Genomic DNA, 16954 nt, shown 5'->3' with positions numbered 1-16954 from the left:
CTCACCGGTCAGCCCTGACCGCTATTGTCGTCCCATGTCGGAGAACCGTCGCAGACACTGCGTGGTCGTGGGTGGGGGACTGGCCGGGCTCGCCTCGGCGGTGTGGCTGGCCGAGGCGGGACAGCAGGTGACACTGCTGGAACGACGCGGCTCGCTCGGTGGGCGCACGATCGCGATGCCCGTGGCGACCGTCGACGACGTCCCCGACAACGGACAGCACGTGTTCGCCAGCGGCTACGAACACCTGATGCGCTATCTCGACAGCGTTGGTACCCGCGAGCACGTCGCCTTCCCTGGACACATGACCGTCCGCATGCCCGGCGGCGCCACTCGACGCTCGGCGTTCGGCGGGCTCGACGGACTCCGAACCGCGGTGGGGGACCTGCCCGGCGTTACCGGCCTCGATCGGCTGCGCACCGCGCGCGCCCAGGCGACACTGATCCGGCAGGCACTGCGGCAACCGGACTGGCTCGACGACATCACCGCCGACGAGTGGTTCCGACGCATCGGTATGCCGCAGTCGGCACGTGACGCGTTGTGGGACGGCATCGTGATCGGCCTGACCGGTGACAAACCCACCATCTCCTCGGCCAAGGTGCCCGCGGATCTGCTGGTGACCGGCATCCGGCGGGCACGCGCGACACGGACCCCCATCTCGATCGGCTATCCCACCGTCGACCTGGACACACTGTTCATCGACGGGGCGCAGAAAGTGTTCGCCGACAACGGGGTCGACGTGCGGCACCGCGCCGTGGTGGCGTCGATCGACGTGTCCGACGGGGCCGTCAGCGGCGTCACCCTGACCGACGGACAGAAGGTCGCCGCCGACGCGGTGATCTGTGCGGTGCCGGTGTGGGGTGTGAAAGGCCTGCTCGATCAGGTGCCCGGCCACGAGGAGATCTACGCGGCGGTCGACGCGCTGTCCCCGGTGCCGATCGTCAGTGTGAACCTCTACCTGGATCGCTCGATCGGGATGAGTGATTGGGGCGAGATCCTCTACGGCGGTGAGGGTGTGCTGGAACAGGTCTGGGACCGCCAGCGTATGCACGGGCGTTCGGCGGAGCGCCATCACCTCTACTCGACCACGGTGTCGGCCGCCTACGACCTGACGTCGAAATCCAACGCCGAGATCACCGACATCCAGATGGCCATGTTGCGCAAGTACTTCCCGGACGCGGCCGATGCCGAGGTGATCCATAGTCACGTGGTGCGGATGCCGAAATCGACCTTCGCGCAACGGCCCGGCACCGCCGGCATCCGCCCCGATCAGCGCACCGCGGTCACCGGCCTGGCGCTGGCCGGTGACTGGACCCGCACCGACTGGACCACCACCATGGAAGGTGCCTGCCAAAGCGCCGCGCGCGCCGTCGAGGTGGTACTGGAGTCCGTTCAGCGTGGCCTCAGGGCTTAGGGTCCCGCGCCTTTTCTGTCCGAAAGTCCTCCCGCTCCAACAGCCACGCCACCGCGAGGCCCGCGAGCAGACCCCAGAATGCCGAACCGATGTTCAGCACGGTCAGGTCCGAGATCGACACCAGAAAGGTGACCAGCGCGCCCATGCTGAACCGCGAGCCGAACGCCGAGCGGAAGGCGCCCAGCAGCGCACCCAACAGCGCAAGCCCGCCGACAGTGGCGATGAAGGCCGACGGCATCGCCAGCATCAGTGCCACGAAGACCGGGGCCGCCAGACCGACAGCCACGGCGAGGACGCCGAAGGTGAGCGCCGCGGTGTATTGACGCCGCCGTTCGCCACCGGCAACCAACAGCGCGTTGGTCGGCCCGGCGAGGCAGGTCGAGATCGACCCGACGGCGGCCGCGAGCATCGACCACGCGCCGCACAGCATCGTCACCACATTGACCGGGGTGCGATGCCCGGCGGCATTGAGCACCGCGGTGCCCTGGCTGTTCTGCACCACGATCACCGTGATCGCCAAGGGAACAACCAGCTCGAGCAGCGCGCGAAGACTGAACTCGGGAGTCTGCAGCACCGGGGTGGCGATCCACGAGGTCGGGCGTTCGGTGAAGTCGAAACGCCCGCTGACCGCGACTGCAACCACTCCGGCCAGGCAGGCCCCGATAATGGGTGGCATCCATCGCGTCAGGCTGCCGTGACACTGCAATGCGAAGAACACCAGGACGATCGGCACCGCCACCACCGGATCGGCACCGATCGACGTGACCACACCGACCCCGAACTGCAGGAACACTCCTGCGACCATCGCCATCACGATCGGTTCGGGCAACGCCGACATGAGCCGACGCACCCGCCCGGTCATCCCGACCGCGAGGATCAGCGCACCGGTGACCAGGAAGGCGCCCAGCACCTCCGCCCAGGACAGGTGACCCAACGCCGATCCGACGAGCACGGTGCCGGGGATCGTCCATGCGAAGGCCAACGGCATGCGATAAATCCAGCTCGCGGCGACCGTCAGGATGCCGTTGAGCACGAATACGCCGAAGATCCACGACGACAACTGGGCCGCAGACAGCTGACCTGCTGATCCGGCCGCGAGGATCACCGCCACCGGACCCGAGGCCGAGAAGATCAGCCCGACGATCCCGTTGCTGAGGTAGGTGCCGCCGATGTCGCGCAGCGCCGTCCGCGGTCCCACCCGCGGTCGGGCGATCGGTTCCACGAACGGCTCGGAGCCCACATCTCCGCCGGGCACCGCGCGCTCGCCCGCAATGGCGTCGGGAGCAGGCATGACGGTTCCTTCTGGTATCGCATCAGAGATGGGTTCGCGGTCGATCGTCATGCTAGGTGGCTGCGGCGCCCGGTTTAAGGACAGAGATTCGAGTGGTTGATCGACGATCCTTATCATTGCCGCGCAGGCGACTCGGCGCGCACCCGACGCGGTGGCGCCCCCGCCGGGTGCACGTGTCCGTTTCGGGGAGACCGTGGCCGTTATCGGACTACGCTGGATTGTGCACTGACAACGCGCCCGACGCGCGATCGAGGGCACAAACGATGGCCGAATACGATCCGCAGACCACTCAGCGCGATGTCGTACCCGACATCGCCGGACAACTCGTGGGCGCGGGATTCGTCGAACCGATCCTGATCGGCCACGGCGGATTCGGCGCGGTCTACCGCTGTGAGCAGGCGGAACTGGACCGGACGGTGGCCGTCAAGGTGCTCACCGATCATCTCGACGAGGAGAACCTCGAACGCTTCGTACGGGAACAGCGCGCGATGGGTCGGCTGTCGGGGCACCCGAACATCGTCAACATCCTCGAGGTCGGCAGCACGCCGGGCGGGCATCCCTACATCGTGATGCAGTTCCACCCGCATGATTCGCTGGACTCCCGCATCCGGAAACACGGGCCGCTGGCCTGGCAGGATGTGCTGCGGTTGGGAATCAAGGTGTCGGGCGCCCTGGAAACCGCCCACCGGTCGGGAACCCTGCACCGCGACGTCAAACCGGGCAACATCCTGCTCACCGAATACGGCGAACCGCAGCTCACCGACTTCGGGATCGCACGTATCGCCGGCGGCTTCGAAACCGACGCCGACATGGTGACCGGTTCGCCGGCGTTCACCGCACCCGAACTGTTGTCCGGGGCGGCGCCGTCGGTCGCGACCGACGTATACGGCCTGGGAGCGACCCTGTTCTGTGCACTCACCGGCCATGCCGCCTTCGAACGTCGCAGCGGCGAGCAGGTGGTCGCGCAGTTCCTGCGGATGTCGGCCGAACCGCTCCCGGATCTTCGTGCGGCGGGTATTCCGGCGCCGTTGTCGCGTGCGGTGGAGTGGGCCATGGCGCGCGACCCGGACGATCGGCCGGGAACGGTCGTCGAATACGGCGAGGGCCTGCGTGACGTGCAACGGCAGCTGGGACTGTCCGTCGACGAGATGGCGCTGCCGATCGAGTCCGCCTCCGACCCGATCGGTGCCGGCCCCGACCGGCGGGTGCGGGCCGGGATCACCACGGCCCCGCCGACTCCGTCGACCAAGTTCCGGCCGCCAGTGCGGCCACGCGCGCAGGTGCCGCGGGATCGGCTGATGGAGATCCTCCGGGCGGGCGAACGTCGCCGGCTCATCGTCATCCATGCGCCCGCCGGCTACGGGAAGACCACTGTGGCCACCCAGTGGGGCGAAGAACTCGTACGCGACGGCGTGGCGGTGGCGTGGTTGACCGTCGACGACGACGACAACGACCTCGCGCGGTTCCTCGCCAACATCGTCGAGGCGTTGCGGCGTGCGGCGCCGGTGGTGGTCGGGGACCTCGCCGAGGTCATCGAGGAGCACGGCGCGAAAGCCGAACAGTACGTGCTGACGTCGCTGATCAATGAGATCCACGCCCGGCATGAGCAGTTGGCGATCGTCGTCGACGACTGGCACCGGGTGAGCGATCCGGCGTCGATCGCCGCGATGGACTTCCTGTTGGAACGCGGATGCCACCATCTACAGGTCGTGATCACCAGCCGATCGCGGGCGGGGCTGCCCATCAGCCGGATGCAGGTGCTCGACGAACTCGTCGAGATCGATATCGCTGGTCTGTGTTTCGATGCGGCCGAAGCCCATTCGTTCCTCGTCGACGTCGCCGGACTGCCGTTGCAGGGTGCGGAGGTCACGGAGTTGCGCAACTCCACCGACGGATGGGTGGCGGCGTTGCAGCTGGCCTGTCTGTCGTTGCGGGGAGCCGACACCCCGGCCGAACTCATCAGCCACATCTCGGGCCGACATCATGCCATCGGCGACTTCCTGGCAGAGAACGTACTGTCCACCCTGGAACCCGAGGTACTCGAGTTCCTGCTGACCGTCTCACCTCCCGAGCGTCTCTGCGCCGGTCTCGCCTCCGCGCTCAGCGGTCAGCCGCGAGGACAGGCTTTGCTGGAGGACATCGAAACCCGAGATCTGTTCTTGCGCAGGGTGGATCAGGAAGGGGAGTGGTTCCGCTTCCACCCGTTGTTTGCCGAGTTCCTGCGGCGCCGACTCGAACGCGACATGCCCGATGCGATCATCCGCCTACACGGCACCGCGTCGGAGTGGTTCGCCGCCCACGGGATGCCCGCGGAGGCCGTCAATCACGCACTGGCTGCGGGTGATACCGACCGCGCGGTGGCGTTGGTGGAAGCCGACGGGCGCACCCTCATCGAGCATGCGCACATGGCAACGCTGTTGGGGTTGGTGGATAAACTGCCGCCCGCGGCAGTGGCCAAGAGTCCTCGGGTGCAACTGTTGCTGACCTGGGCGAATGTGCTGCTGCACCGGACCACGTCGGCCGAGGGCGCGTTGTCGCGGGTCGCAGCCGCCCTGGCGGCCAGCCCCGACCACGGCGACCCGGACATCCGTGTGGAGGCCGACGTTCTAGAAGGATGCGTTCGGGTCACCGCAGACCGCACCGACGGCATCGACGAGTTGGTGGCCGAGGCGCTGGCGCGTCCGGAGACGTTGCCGGCGTTCGTCGTCTCCGCGGCCGCGAACGTGGCGACCATCGCGGAGACGTTCCGTTTCGATTTCGACGCCGCGCATCGTCGGCAGCAGCAGGCCACTCCCTACCACCAGCAGAACACCGGGCCGTACGCCGTCATGTACGGCCATGCGCTCGACGGGATCGCCTACTTCGAACAGCTCGAACTCGACCGAGCCGAAGAATGCTTCCGCAGCGCACTGCGGGTGTCCGTCGACACCCGGTCGGCCACCAAGTCGCAGGGCGCACGGCTGGCCTGCGCAGTGTTGGCCGATGTGCTCTACGAACGTGGTCGTGTCGACGAGTCTCGACGGTTGATCGAGGAGAGTTCCAAACTGGGCGCCGACGAAGGCGTCATCGACATGATCAAGGCACGCTTCATCATCGGCGCGCGGTTGGCCGTGCTCGACGGGGACCGGGCCGGCGCGGCCGCGTTGCTCGACGAAGGGATCGACATCGCCGACCGGCTGGATTCACCGCGCTTGAGGGCGTTTGTTGAGGCGGAGTACGTGATCCAAGATCTGCCGGCGCGGCGTGGCGTGCACCCTCGGGTCACCTACGACACTCGGACCTTTCCCGATGTTGGGATCGCCGCCATCGTCGCCCAACTCGATGCGGCGAGCGCCATCCGGCTGCTGCGCGACAGTTCCGACGCGGCCGATCGTGACCAGGGACTGCGTTGGGCGCAGGACTGGGTGGACCATCTCGCGACGACCGGCCGAGAACGTGCGAAGCTGCGCGCCGCGCGTTTGCTGGCCACCTGCCTGGCGGCGGCCGGTCGGATGGACGAGGCGAAACAGCAAGCAGCACAGGTGGTGGTGCGCTGCGTCGACACCGGTATGGTGCGCTATCCGCTCGACGGGGGAGTCACCTTCCTGCGGTTGGTGGAGGCGATCCGCTCCGACATCGGCAAGGACACCTGGAGTGACTCCACCCGCCGACCGCCGGTGCGGTTTCTGGACGAACTGCTGGGCAGAGTCGAGCGTTGAGGTCCACCGCGACACCTACCGGCTCTGCAGCGTCAACATGCTGATCTCCGGCGGAGCGCCCACCCGCACCGGCGGGCCCCAGGCACCCGCTCCGCGGGTGGTGAAGATGGTGGTGTCGCCGACCTGATCGAGGCCCTGCACGGTGGGTTGTTGCAGCGGAACGAGATACATGATCGGCCACATCTGGCCACCGTGCGTGTGGCCGGAGAACTGCAACTCCACGCCGGCGTCGGAGGCCTCGGGCGCCTGCAACGGCTCGTGTGCGAGCAGCAGGACGAATCGGTCCTGGTCTCGCCCGGCGAGCGCTGCTTCGAGGTCGGGCTCATAGGGCGCCGGCGCCGTCTCGTCGTGGACCCCGGCGAGGTCGATGGTCGCCCCGTCCACGGTGATCTCGGTGCGCTCGTTGCGTAGCGTGCTGATCCCCAGCCGTTCCCACTCGTCGAGCCAGGCGCCGCCGTCGTCGAAGTAGAACTCGTGATTGCCCGACACCCCGAACACGCCCAGGGGAGCGGATAGCTCGGCGAGGGGGGCGAGGTCGTCTCCCACCTGGGCGACGGTTCCATCGGTGAGATCGCCGGCGATGAGTACGAGGTCGGGTTCCTGGGCGTTGACATCGTCGACGACCTGCTGCACGAGGCCCCGACCGCGGGCAGGGCCGACGTGCAGGTCGGAGATGAGCGCGACGCGGATGCCGTCGAACTGCTCGGGCAGATCCGGTACTGCGACCTCGGTGTGGGTGACCTGCGGCCGGGCGGCTTCGACGACGCCGTAGCCGACGGTGGCGACCGACGCGACCACCACGACAGCGGTACCGGTTTGGACGGTCCGACGGCGCAAAATGTCGACGCCCGCGCGGCGATCCGCACCGCGCACCCGGCCGACCAGACGCAGCACCACGGAGATGAGCCCGACCGCCAGCAACCCGAGGACCAGGTAGACCACTGTCGCCCCCCACACCAGGCCGACGAATGCAGGTGCACGAGCCCATCCGGGATCGAACAGTCTGCCCGTCCCGAGGCCGATGAAGGCGAGTACGGCGAGGACCACCAGTGCTGCGTCGGCGACCACCGACCACGGTCGTTTGAGGCCGGTGGCCCGAACGAGCCTTCGGTGCAGTCCGAACGTGATGAGGCCCAGCAGCAATGCGAGGACCGCCGCCATGATGATTGCCACGGACGCGGACATTCCTTTCGTCGGCAGGCCTACCGCATGCCGACGAGCAAACGTAGCCACAAGTGTCGCCCTCGATGGCTGTCGCTGTGTCGACGGCGGAGTCGCGAGTTTAGTCGAAGCCACGTTTGGTAAGGGGGGCGCTTGTGGCGGAAGTCTCATTTATCGCTTTTCTCGGCCGGTGGAGTGCGTGGTCGCGACGTCTTCGCAGATAAGCCCGCGAAACCGACCGATTCGCGCCATTGTCGGAGGTCGTCGCCATTTTAGGTCTGCCTTGCACCCCGTCTTTTCGGGTGGCAACCTCGGTGTGGCGCACGAAGCTGAAACACCACGCTGAACTGCCCGCAATATTTGCGAAACATGACAACAGAACACGGCGAAGATGCCGATTGAGGGAAAGGATCAGCGAAGATCGTGATAACTCAAACAGCAACGAAACCAGTTGACGTTTACCGGACCCGGTTGGCCAAGCGTGGCCAGATCGAGCCACGGCCGCATCCGACCGTCTGGGGGGACACGTCTGGACGCGGACCACTCTCGGCCGACCAGCTCGCGGCGTACGACGAGCGCGGCTTCCACACAGCGACAAATGTACTGAGCGACGGAGACATCCGGACCTGCATGGGTGAGGTCGATGCCATCACCGAGCGGCTCGGCGACGACGAGCGGGTGATCCGCGAATCATCGTCGGGCGACGTGCGGTCACTGTTCGCGGTGCACCAGCTCAGCGATGCCATCGCCGAGATTTGCTCGCGCCGCGACATCGTCGGCGTTGCCGAGCAGATCCTCGATGACGAGGTCTATGTCCATCAGAGCCGGATGAACCTCAAGCCAGGGTTCGCGGGTGGGCCGTTCTACTGGCACTCCGACTTCGAGACCTGGCACGCCGAGGACGGCATGCCCAAGCCGCGGGCGCTGAGCGTGTCACTCGCGCTGACACCGAACTACGAGTACAACGGCGCGCTGATGATCATCCCGGGGTCGCACAAGAAGTTCCTGACTTGCGTGGGAGAGACTCCGGGTGACTATCACCGCGAATCGTTGACCTCTTACCGGCCGCCCTTCGGCACGCCGGAGGAGGACGACGTGACCGCGCTGGCCGAGGAGCATGGCATCGATATGGTCACCGGCCCTGCGGGTTCCGCGCTGTACTTCGACTCGAATTGCATGCACGCGTCGTCGGGCAACATCACCCCATTCCCGCGGAGCAACCTGTTCGTGGTGTTCAACGCAAAGTCGAACGCCATCGGTGAGCCGTTCGCGGCCGAGCAGGCGCGCCCGGATTACCTGGCACACCGCTGACAAACACACGAGCTCCCCCTCTCAAGAGTCCTCGAGAGGGGGAGCTCGTCGTACCAGTGCTCAGGTACGCGCCGCGGTCACCGTCTCGCTCGCCGCGGGGGCGGTCTGGTGGTCGGCCTTCTTGCGTAGGACCGGGATGAACATCGTGATGGCGACGCCGACGAATGCGGCGATCGCGCCGATCAGGAAGCACCACCGGAACGCCGAGTGGCTGGGCACATCGAAGGAACCGTAGGTGACGGTCGAGCTGGTCAGCACCAGTGCCATCACCGCGGAGGCACTGGTGGTGCCGATCGAGCGCATCAACCCGTTGAGGCCCACGGCTGCCCCGGCCTCGCGGATCGGCACCGAGTTCATGATCAACGTGGGCATGGCGGCGTAGCCGATGCCGACACCCGCCGAGCAGATGACCGAGGCCAGCGCGAGCTGCCAGGGCGCGTTCATCAGTAGGAAGGCGCCGAGGTAACCCAGTCCGAGCACGGTGGCACCGATGGCCATCGTGAACTTCGCGCCGATCGTGTTGATCAGCGTGCCCGAGACCGGCGCGAACACCAGCATCATCAGGCCACCGGGAGCCATCCACAGGCCGGCGGCGAGCAGCGTCTGGCCGAGGCCGCCCATCGCCACCGGGATCTCCAGCAGCTGCGGCATCACCACGGCCTGGGCCATCATGCCGAAGCCGATGGCGATGGCGGCGATGTTGGTGAGCAGCACGGCCGGGCGGGCGGTGGTGCGTAGGTCCACCAGCGGATCGGTATGGCGCAATTCGTAGGCGGCCCAGATCAGCAGCAGCACGAGACCGCCGAACAGCAAGCCCAACGTGCTGGCCGATCCCCAGCCCCAATCGTTGCCCTTCGATACGGCGATCAGGATGCCGGACAGGCCCAGCGCAAGACCGACGGCGCCGCCGATATCGAAGTGTCCGCCGTTGCTGTCGTCGATGTGCGGGACGAGTACCGCGACCAGCACGGTGACCACCAGGGCCAGCGCGGCCGACACCCAGAACAGTGCGCGCCAGTCGAATTCCTGGGCCACCCAGGCAGACAACGGCAGGCCGATCGCGCCGCCGACACCGAGCGTGGCGCTCATCGCGGCAACCGCCATCGACGTCAGCTTGGGCGGTGTGACCTCCCGCATCAGACTGATGCCGACCGGGATGAAGCCCATGGCCAGGCCCTGCACGGCTCGGCCCACGATCATCGGGATCAATGACCCGCCGAGCGCACAGATCAGCGACCCCACCACCAGCAGCATCGCGCTGCCGAGCATGATTCGCTGTTTGCCGAACATGTCGCCCAGGCGCCCTGCGATGGGCATGGCCACCGCCGCGGCCAACAGCGTGGCGGTGATGACCCAGGACGCATTGGAGATCGACGTGTCCAGCAGTCGGGGCAGTTCCGGCTGGATCGGGATCACCAGCGTCTGCATCAAGGATGCGACGAGACCGCCGAAACACAGGACGGCAACCACCGCGATCGCGGCGCCGGTGTGCTTGTCGTCGGTCAACTCGGCGTCCACCGGGACGGCCGACTGCTCGCCGGATGGCGAAGTGCTCATGGGCTCCCTTTCCTCATTCGCAAGACTCCCCGAAACTGATGTGTAGCGTACATATGTACGATGCACATACCAACTCGTGGGTAGATTGCCAGGTGTCGTGACCGGGAGGGGATGTCGGATATGCCGGAAATCGGGGACGAGTCGGTGTGGCAGACGCCGCTCTACCAAGGGTTGGCCGAAGAGCTGCTGCGGATGAGTCGACGTAAGACCCATATCGTTCCCGGGGCCATGTTGGAAGCCTCGGCGTTCGCGATTCTGTGGACGCTCTCCGACGGCGCCCCGCGCACGCTGCGTGATCTCGCCGACGAACTCGACCTGGATCGGTCAACGGTCAATCGGCAGGTCAACGCGGCCATCAAGCACGGCCACCTGGAACGTTTCGAGGTGGCCGGTCAGGCGAGTCGGCTGATCCGGCCCACCGCAGCCGGCGAGGCGGCGTTCGAGCACGACGGACAGTTGCGTGCCGATCGGCTCCGGCGGGTGTTCGCCGACCTCGATCCCGGGACACCCGAAGCGCTGCTGCACGAGTTGCGCGCATTCAATGACGCCTACGAGCGCACCTACGTCCGCCAGCACGAAACTGCCCAGCGGTGACCGACACCGATCCGACCGGGCCTGAGGTGGCTTCCTCCGGCACCTACCTGGTGACCGGAGCCGCCTCCGGGATCGGCCTTGCCGTCGCGGATCGGCTGTGCGTTGCCGGGCACCGGGTGATCGGTCTGGATTTGCGTGACGTCGACGTGTGCGCGGATCTGTCCACCCCCGCCGGGCGGCGCGGTGCGGTCGAAGCGGTGCTCGCCTCGGCCGGCGGCCGGCTCGATGGTGCGGTTATGGCCGCCGGTCTCGGGCCCGCGAAAGGGCGTGAGGACAGCATCGTGGCGGTGAACCTGCTCGGTGTCATCGAACTGCTCGAGGGCCTCCGTCCAGCGCTCGCGGCCGCCACCGACGCAAAAGTGGTGGTGTTGGGCTCGAACTCGGCCGCCACGACCCCCTTTGTGCCACGACGTGCCATACGTCTGCTGCTCGACGGTGACGACGAGCGTGCCGTTCGGCTGATTCGACGTCGTCGTGGTGTGGCGGCGCCGGTGGCCTATGCCGCATCGAAACTGGCGGTGGCGAGGTGGTGTAGGCAGCGCGCGGTCGCCGATGAGTGGGCCGGTGCGGGAATCAGGTTGAACGTGATCGCGCCCGGACCGGTATTGACCCCGCTGCTCCGTGCTCAGCTCGACAGCAGCACCGGTGCTCAGGTGCGGTCCTTCCCGGTCCCGATCCGGCAATACGGCACCCCGCACCAACTCGCCGACTGGATCACGATGATGCTCTCGCCGAGCGCGGATTTCCTCGTCGGCAGCGTGCTGACCGTCGACGGCGGAACCGATGCCTTGCTGCGGCCCGACGGCTGGCCGCGGCAGCTTCCGATGCATGCTCTTCCGCGCATGTTGTGGACGATGTACCGTGCCCCTCGGGACGGTCGTGTCGCACAGTATTGAGGGTGCGGTCCACCGGTCGGCATCACAGGCGAGAGGACGGGCATGTCCGCATTCCGGCAGGCGATAGACGTACGCGACATGGATACGGTGGAGCAGATGCTCGCCGACGACGTGGTGTTCCGAAGTCCGGTCGCATTCAAACCCTATGAGGGCAAAGCGATCACGAGCGCGATCCTACGCACCGTCGTCCAGGTCTTCGAAGACTTCCACTATGTGCGCGAGATCGGCGAGTCGGGTGGCCGTGATCATGCTCTCGTCTTCGAGGCCAAGGTCGACGGACTGGCCATCACCGGTTGCGACTTCCTCCGATTCGACGACGACGGCAAGATCGTCGATTTCATGGTGATGGTTCGTCCGTTGCGTGCCGCGGAAGCGTTGGCCAAACAGATGGGCGAGCGGTTCGAATCGATCGTCGAGATGGCCTCGCGTAGTTCCTGATCATTCTCTACGACATTCGACCGGCGTCGCTGCTGTAGACCTTTACATTTTCCGATATAGGAATATGATGGCTTCATGGCGCGAGCGGCGACGACCTCCGACGCATTCAATGCGATTGCCGAGCCGCAGCGTCGCGAGATCCTGATCCTATTGCGCGGCGGCGAGCGGCCGGTGAGCGACGTCGCGCAGGATCTCGGCATGAGTCAGCCGCAGGCGTCCAAGCATTTGCGCGTGCTGCGGGAGGTCGGGCTGGTACAGGTTCGCGGCGCGGGAAAACAGCGCCTGTATGACCTCGACGCCCGAGGGCTGCAACCGGTTCGCGAGTGGTTGGGCGGTTTCGAACGGTTCTGGAACGAGAGCTTCGATCGGCTCGACGAGTACGTCCACGACCTGAAGCAGGCGCGAAGAGAGGGAGGTTTCGATGACAGCGAACAACGAGGCTGACGCCGCCGAGGTGACCGTCGACCGTGAGGTTGTGGTGTCGCGGATGATCAGCGCACCAAGGGAATTGGTATTCGAGGCGTTCACGCAGGTTCGTCATCTGTCCCGATGGTGGGGGCCGGACGGATTCTCCTCCACCACCCGATCGTTCGAGTTCCGGTCCGGAGGAATCTGGGATTTCGTCATGCACGGGCCGGACGGGACCGACTACCAGGAGTGGATCACCTGGCAAGAGATCATTCCCTCCGAGCGAATCGAACTGCTGCACGGAGCCTTTCGCGATGATCCCGACGCCTTCACCTCGGTCCTCACCTTCGAACCGATCGGTGATCAGACCCGGATCGTGATGCGCACGGTGTTTCCCACCCGCGAACTCCGCGACGAGGCGGTGCAGCGCTATCACGCGATCGAAGGCGGCGAGCAGACGCTGGGCAATCTGGCGTCCTACGTCGACGAACTCGTCCAAGACGGTGCCGCCCCGAACGCTGCCACCGGGCGCGAGTAGGACAAGCGCATGTCTCTGGTTCGGGTACACAACTTCTCGGTCTCACTCGACGGTTTCGGCGTTGGCGAAGGCCAACAACTCGACGCGCCGTTCGGCCACGCCGGACATCGTCTCATGCAGTGGGCGTTTCCCACGCGGACATTCACCCAGATGGGCTTCCACGGTGAGGGCCCGGGCGATACTGGCGTCGACGAGGCGTTCGCGAGCCGGTGGGCTACCGACATCGGCGTCGAGATCATGGGGCGCAACAAATTCGGGCCGCAGCGCGGTCCCTGGGCCGACGAACAATGGCGCGGGTGGTGGGGCGACGACCCGCCGTTTCACAGCCCGGTCATCGTGCTCACCCACCACCCGCGTCCGACGCTGCAGATGAACGGCGGCACAAGCTTTCACTTCGTCGACGCCGCGCCCGCCGAGGCATTGCAGCGGGCCAGAGAACTTGCAGAGGGCAAAGATGTCCGAATCGGTGGTGGCACCACCACGATCCGCGAGTTCCTGGCGGCGGACCTGATCGACGAGATGCACATCGTCGTCGTGCCCATTCTGCTGGGTCGCGGTGAGCGGCTCTGGGACGGTCTCGAGGGTCTCGATGAGGGGTTCCACATCGAACCGGTGTCGTCGCCGAGTGGGGTTGTCCATCTGACGTTTTCGCGGCGGCAGGTGTGAGCTCGTGTTGAGGTTCGGGGGCGGGTGCGGCGGGTCTGGTCTCGATACGTCACTCGCCTAGCGGCTCGTGGCTACTCGACCAGCGATATGGTTGTTGGCAAAGTGGGGAGCGACGCGGGTTGGTGACTACTCGACCAGCGATAGGGTTGGTGGCTACTCGGCCGGCGAAGGGGCGTCGCGCCAACCGGTCAGCACCGCGTGGACGGCTTCGGCGCCGTGCAGGGGGTCGGGTGGGTGCGGGAGGTCTTTCGGGAACAGCAGGAACGGTGTGCTCTGCGGGCCGCCCATCCCGCCGTGCGAGCCTACCTGTTCCTCGAAGGCAGCGACCTCGTCGGTCTCGGGCCAATAGGCGCCACCGACCATGATGTCTGCGACATTGTCGAATGTATCTGTGCGCCGGATCTTCTCGAGTGCATCCGGGCCGAACCCGCGCAGCGGGTCGGTGCCGGTGACCGCCCCGGTGGCCACGTCGACCGAACCGTCGGCGCCGAGCACCACCGACCCGCCGCCGGGCACAGCAACCAGCAGGAAACCGATCCCGGGGTGGCCGCATAGTCCCGCGAGTAAACCTGGATAGGCGTCCTCGATCGACTCGGTATCGGCGCGGCCGTCGATGCGCGGGAAGCTGATCAGGCCCAGGTTCCCGGAGCCCAGCACAACCGGTCGATCAGACGGCGGGGACACGTCGGTTTTCTCACCCGCAGAACCCATACTGGCCGAGGCATAGAGCCGCCCCTCGGCATCGGCCTGCGCCGAGAGGTCTTCGGACTCCGGCCGTTCGGGATCGCCGCACAGCCGGTCGACCAGCTGTGCCAGACTCTCGCCGTAGCGCCGACTGAAGGTGGCGCCCTGACTCTGCCCGTGATCGGACAGCAGCACAACCCGGTAGTCGCGGTCGGCCTGTTCCACGGTGGCCAACAGCAGTCGGATGGTCTCGTCGATCTTCGTCAGCACCGCAAGGGTTTCCGGCCGCGAAATACCCGAGTGATGCGACACCTCGTCGTAGCCGATCAGGTCCGCGTAGATGATGCTGCGACCGTCGATGAGATCGCGGACCACCGCGGCCACCGTGATGTCGTTGGCCACCACGGTGGTGAAGGCCCGCACGAACGGGTAGACGCCGCCGCGTCGGACCCGTGGCCGGATGTCGCGCCGCCGTTGATGAAACCCCTGGCGCAGTTCGCGCTGGATCTCGGCGATCATCCGCACCACTGTGCGCAGTGCGCTCGACGGGTCGAAGAAGTACGACGCGTAGCCGGCGTCGCCGCCGAGTCGGGCGCCCCGCATCCGGCTGACCACCAGCACGTTGTCGTCGGCGCCGCCGGTGAACAGGTTGCCGCGGCTGGCGCCGTCGAACGCCAGCAGCCCCGGTCGGTCGGCGCGTTCGGCCTCGCGTTGTTCGTTGTCGCGGGGGTTGCTGAACACCGCAACGGTGCCGGTGGTCTTGTCGTACCAGCGAAACGCGGGGACGTTGTGGTTGCAGCCGTGCAGGATGCCCAGTTGGGACGCACCGGTCTGGCTGCTCCAGTCGGTGTGCCAGGGCACCAGCCGGTGGGTGTCGCGGACCAGCTTCGCCATCGTGGGGGTGACCCCATCGGCGATGGCGCGCCGCAGCACGCCATGACCGAGGCCGTCGATCTGTAGGCACAGCAGACCCGGAGTGGTGGTGGCCGGTACCGACGGGCGCCGGCGGAAACGTTGCCGACGCACCTGCATGATCCGGTAGGAGGTGTCCGAGCGGGATGCGATCACACCACCGACCACGGAACTGAACACCGAGAGCAGCGCGGCCATCACGAACAGGTCGAATGTGCGGTCCACGCTGGCGACCGGCACGAGGATCATCGACAGCATCAGCAACAGCCCGCCGGCCAAAAAGACCGCGACGAACAGCATCACCGGTCCGATCCATGCCATCGCGCGCACCACCAGCGGCCACAGGATCGCGTTGAGCAGACCGAACACCAGCGCCAACGCCAACGCCGCCGGCAGCGTGGTCGCCCGGCCGTCCACCACGACCGTGTCGAGGGTGACCCCACCGAAGACGGCGTCGAGAACCAACAGGGCGAGTGCCGAGATCAGCCACAAGACGATGAGTTCGACGACGATGCCGACGACTCGGGCGGTGCTGCGCATGGCGTCCTTTCGATTGCCCTGCGATGGTAATGGCATGACCCATCCCGGCGACGACCCTGCGACCCGCCGCGATACCCGCCCGGACTCCGAACTGCGCTGGCTGGGTCATGCGAGCACTCTGCTCGTCGATCGGCAGACCACCGTGCTGACCGACCCCATCCTCACCGGACGGGTTGCCCATCTGCGGCGGCGACGCGGCCCCATTCCGAGCGACCCCGACGTTCGTGCTCCCGATGTGGTGCTGTTGTCGCATCTGCACGCCGACCACACGCACCTGCCGTCCCTGCGGCTGCTCGGTCAGGACGTGCCGATCGTGGTGCCGCGCCACGCGCCCGACGTACTCCCTGCCTTGCGAGCCGTCGGGGGTCGGCTCATCGAGGTCGTGGCGGGCGACGAGATCACGATCGGTGGGTTGGGGATACGGGCCGTGCCCGCCGATCACGACGGCAGGCGATGGCGTCGCGGGCCGGCCGATACCGTCGCGCTCGGCTATGTGATCAGCGGGCAGCGGACGACCTACTTCGCCGGCGACACCGACCTCTATCCGGATATCGGCGACTGGGTTCCCCGCTGTGACCTCGCGCTGCTGCCGGTTGGCGGTTGGGGGCCGAACCTGGGGCCCGGGCACATGAACCCGACGCGGGCGGCCGAAGCAGCCGAGATCGTCCATGCCGGACTGGCCATTCCGGTGCACTTCGGGACTCTGTGGCCGATCGGACTCGAACGTGTGCGGCCGGACCGCTTCTTTCGGCCGGGCGCGGACTTCGTATCACTCTTAGCGGACAACGCGGTGGCCGCCATCGAGCTGCAACCGGGTGAAGGGATCGAGCTGGGCGAGTCCTCGTGACA

Annotated in this window: 14 protein-coding genes; 10 read left to right on the top strand and 4 right to left on the bottom strand. The window is 66.7% G+C overall.

Annotated elements, in window-relative coordinates; all coding sequences use genetic code 11:
* Nucleotides 1-34: 34 nt before the first annotated feature.
* Nucleotides 35-1411, top strand: a complete 1377-nt coding sequence (locus L1892_RS14660) for a hydroxysqualene dehydroxylase (protein ID WP_235724342.1) — start codon at nt 35-37, stop codon at nt 1409-1411.
* Here the strand turns inward: L1892_RS14660 and L1892_RS14655 are convergent.
* On the bottom strand, nt 1401-2702 hold the full coding sequence (locus L1892_RS14655) for a benzoate/H(+) symporter BenE family transporter (protein WP_235724341.1): 1302 nt from the start codon (nt 2700-2702) through the stop codon (nt 1401-1403). The genes L1892_RS14660 and L1892_RS14655 overlap by 11 nt on opposite strands.
* Nucleotides 2703-2965: 263 nt before the next feature.
* On the opposite strand from L1892_RS14655, the gene L1892_RS14650 reads away from it, so the two are divergent.
* A complete protein-coding gene (locus tag L1892_RS14650) occupies nt 2966-6400 on the top strand; it encodes a serine/threonine-protein kinase (protein WP_235724340.1) in 3435 nt (1144 codons plus the stop codon).
* A 15-nt stretch (nt 6401-6415) separates the two neighbouring features.
* Here L1892_RS14650 and L1892_RS14645 read toward each other — a convergent pair whose 3' ends face one another.
* Nucleotides 6416-7561: a metallophosphoesterase gene (locus L1892_RS14645; RefSeq protein WP_235724405.1), complete on the bottom strand. Its 1146-nt coding sequence runs from the start codon at nt 7559-7561 to the stop codon at nt 6416-6418.
* 423 nt (nt 7562-7984) lie between these two features.
* Between L1892_RS14645 and thpD the strand changes: the two genes are divergently transcribed.
* Nucleotides 7985-8872 carry an ectoine hydroxylase gene (gene thpD / locus L1892_RS14640; RefSeq protein ID WP_235724339.1) on the top strand — a complete coding sequence of 296 codons (888 nt, stop codon included), beginning with the start codon at nt 7985-7987 and terminating at the stop codon, nt 8870-8872.
* A gap of 60 nt (nt 8873-8932) precedes the next feature.
* Here the strand turns inward: thpD and L1892_RS14635 are convergent, their stop codons facing one another.
* Nucleotides 8933-10429, bottom strand: a complete 1497-nt coding sequence (locus L1892_RS14635) for an MFS transporter (RefSeq protein WP_235724338.1) — start codon at nt 10427-10429, stop codon at nt 8933-8935.
* 120 nt (nt 10430-10549) lie between these two features.
* Between L1892_RS14635 and L1892_RS14630 the strand changes: the two genes are divergently transcribed.
* From L1892_RS14630 to L1892_RS14605, 6 genes are all read left to right on the top strand, one after another.
* Nucleotides 10550-11023, top strand: a complete 474-nt coding sequence (locus tag L1892_RS14630; RefSeq protein ID WP_235724337.1) for a MarR family winged helix-turn-helix transcriptional regulator — start codon at nt 10550-10552, stop codon at nt 11021-11023.
* Nucleotides 11020-11919, top strand: a complete 900-nt coding sequence (locus L1892_RS14625; RefSeq protein ID WP_235724336.1) for an SDR family oxidoreductase — start codon at nt 11020-11022, stop codon at nt 11917-11919. The genes L1892_RS14630 and L1892_RS14625 overlap by 4 nt, the downstream gene beginning before the upstream one ends.
* Before the next feature lie 42 nt (nt 11920-11961).
* Complete coding sequence (locus tag L1892_RS14620; RefSeq protein ID WP_235724335.1) at nt 11962-12357, top strand: nuclear transport factor 2 family protein; 396 nt, start codon at nt 11962-11964, stop codon at nt 12355-12357.
* Nucleotides 12358-12432: 75 nt separating this feature from the next.
* On the top strand, nt 12433-12801 hold the full coding sequence (locus L1892_RS14615) for an ArsR/SmtB family transcription factor (RefSeq protein WP_235724334.1): 369 nt from the start codon (nt 12433-12435) through the stop codon (nt 12799-12801).
* Nucleotides 12779-13303 carry an SRPBCC family protein gene (locus tag L1892_RS14610; RefSeq protein ID WP_235724333.1) on the top strand — a complete coding sequence of 175 codons (525 nt, stop codon included), beginning with the start codon at nt 12779-12781 and terminating at the stop codon, nt 13301-13303. Before L1892_RS14615 ends, L1892_RS14610 begins: the two co-directional genes overlap by 23 nt.
* A gap of 9 nt (nt 13304-13312) precedes the next feature.
* On the top strand, nt 13313-13969 hold the full coding sequence (locus tag L1892_RS14605) for a dihydrofolate reductase family protein (RefSeq protein WP_235724332.1): 657 nt from the start codon (nt 13313-13315) through the stop codon (nt 13967-13969).
* Nucleotides 13970-14122: 153 nt separating this feature from the next.
* Here the strand turns inward: L1892_RS14605 and L1892_RS14600 are convergent, their stop codons facing one another.
* Nucleotides 14123-16105, bottom strand: a complete 1983-nt coding sequence (locus L1892_RS14600) for a phage holin family protein (protein ID WP_235724404.1) — start codon at nt 16103-16105, stop codon at nt 14123-14125.
* Nucleotides 16106-16139: 34 nt separating this feature from the next.
* On the opposite strand from L1892_RS14600, the gene L1892_RS14595 reads away from it, so the two are divergent.
* Nucleotides 16140-16952, top strand: a complete 813-nt coding sequence (locus tag L1892_RS14595; RefSeq protein WP_235724331.1) for an MBL fold metallo-hydrolase — start codon at nt 16140-16142, stop codon at nt 16950-16952.
* The last annotated feature ends 2 nt before the right edge of the window (nt 16953-16954 follow it).

Origin of the sequence: Gordonia tangerina (genome assembly GCF_021556435.1) — a bacterium.
GTDB classification, from domain to species: Bacteria; Actinomycetota; Actinomycetes; order Mycobacteriales; family Mycobacteriaceae; genus Gordonia; species Gordonia tangerina.
Note: the sequence above shows the minus strand (reverse complement) of the source record. Positions and strands in the feature narration are given on the sequence as shown.

Coding starts and splice junctions, on each gene's coding strand:
- L1892_RS14660 (WP_235724342.1), top strand. CDS start 35: ATGTCGGAGAACCGTCGCAGACACTGCGTGGTCGTGGGTGGGGGACTG.
- L1892_RS14655 (WP_235724341.1), bottom strand. CDS start 2,702: ATGCCTGCTCCCGACGCCATTGCGGGCGAGCGCGCGGTGCCCGGCGGA.
- L1892_RS14650 (WP_235724340.1), top strand. CDS start 2,966: ATGGCCGAATACGATCCGCAGACCACTCAGCGCGATGTCGTACCCGAC.
- L1892_RS14645 (WP_235724405.1), bottom strand. CDS start 7,561: ATGGCGGCGGTCCTCGCATTGCTGCTGGGCCTCATCACGTTCGGACTG.
- L1892_RS14635 (WP_235724338.1), bottom strand. CDS start 10,429: ATGAGCACTTCGCCATCCGGCGAGCAGTCGGCCGTCCCGGTGGACGCC.
- L1892_RS14630 (WP_235724337.1), top strand. CDS start 10,550: ATGCCGGAAATCGGGGACGAGTCGGTGTGGCAGACGCCGCTCTACCAA.
- L1892_RS14620 (WP_235724335.1), top strand. CDS start 11,962: ATGTCCGCATTCCGGCAGGCGATAGACGTACGCGACATGGATACGGTG.
- L1892_RS14615 (WP_235724334.1), top strand. CDS start 12,433: ATGGCGCGAGCGGCGACGACCTCCGACGCATTCAATGCGATTGCCGAG.
- L1892_RS14610 (WP_235724333.1), top strand. CDS start 12,779: ATGACAGCGAACAACGAGGCTGACGCCGCCGAGGTGACCGTCGACCGT.
- L1892_RS14605 (WP_235724332.1), top strand. CDS start 13,313: ATGTCTCTGGTTCGGGTACACAACTTCTCGGTCTCACTCGACGGTTTC.
- L1892_RS14600 (WP_235724404.1), bottom strand. CDS start 16,105: ATGCGCAGCACCGCCCGAGTCGTCGGCATCGTCGTCGAACTCATCGTC.
- L1892_RS14595 (WP_235724331.1), top strand. CDS start 16,140: ATGACCCATCCCGGCGACGACCCTGCGACCCGCCGCGATACCCGCCCG.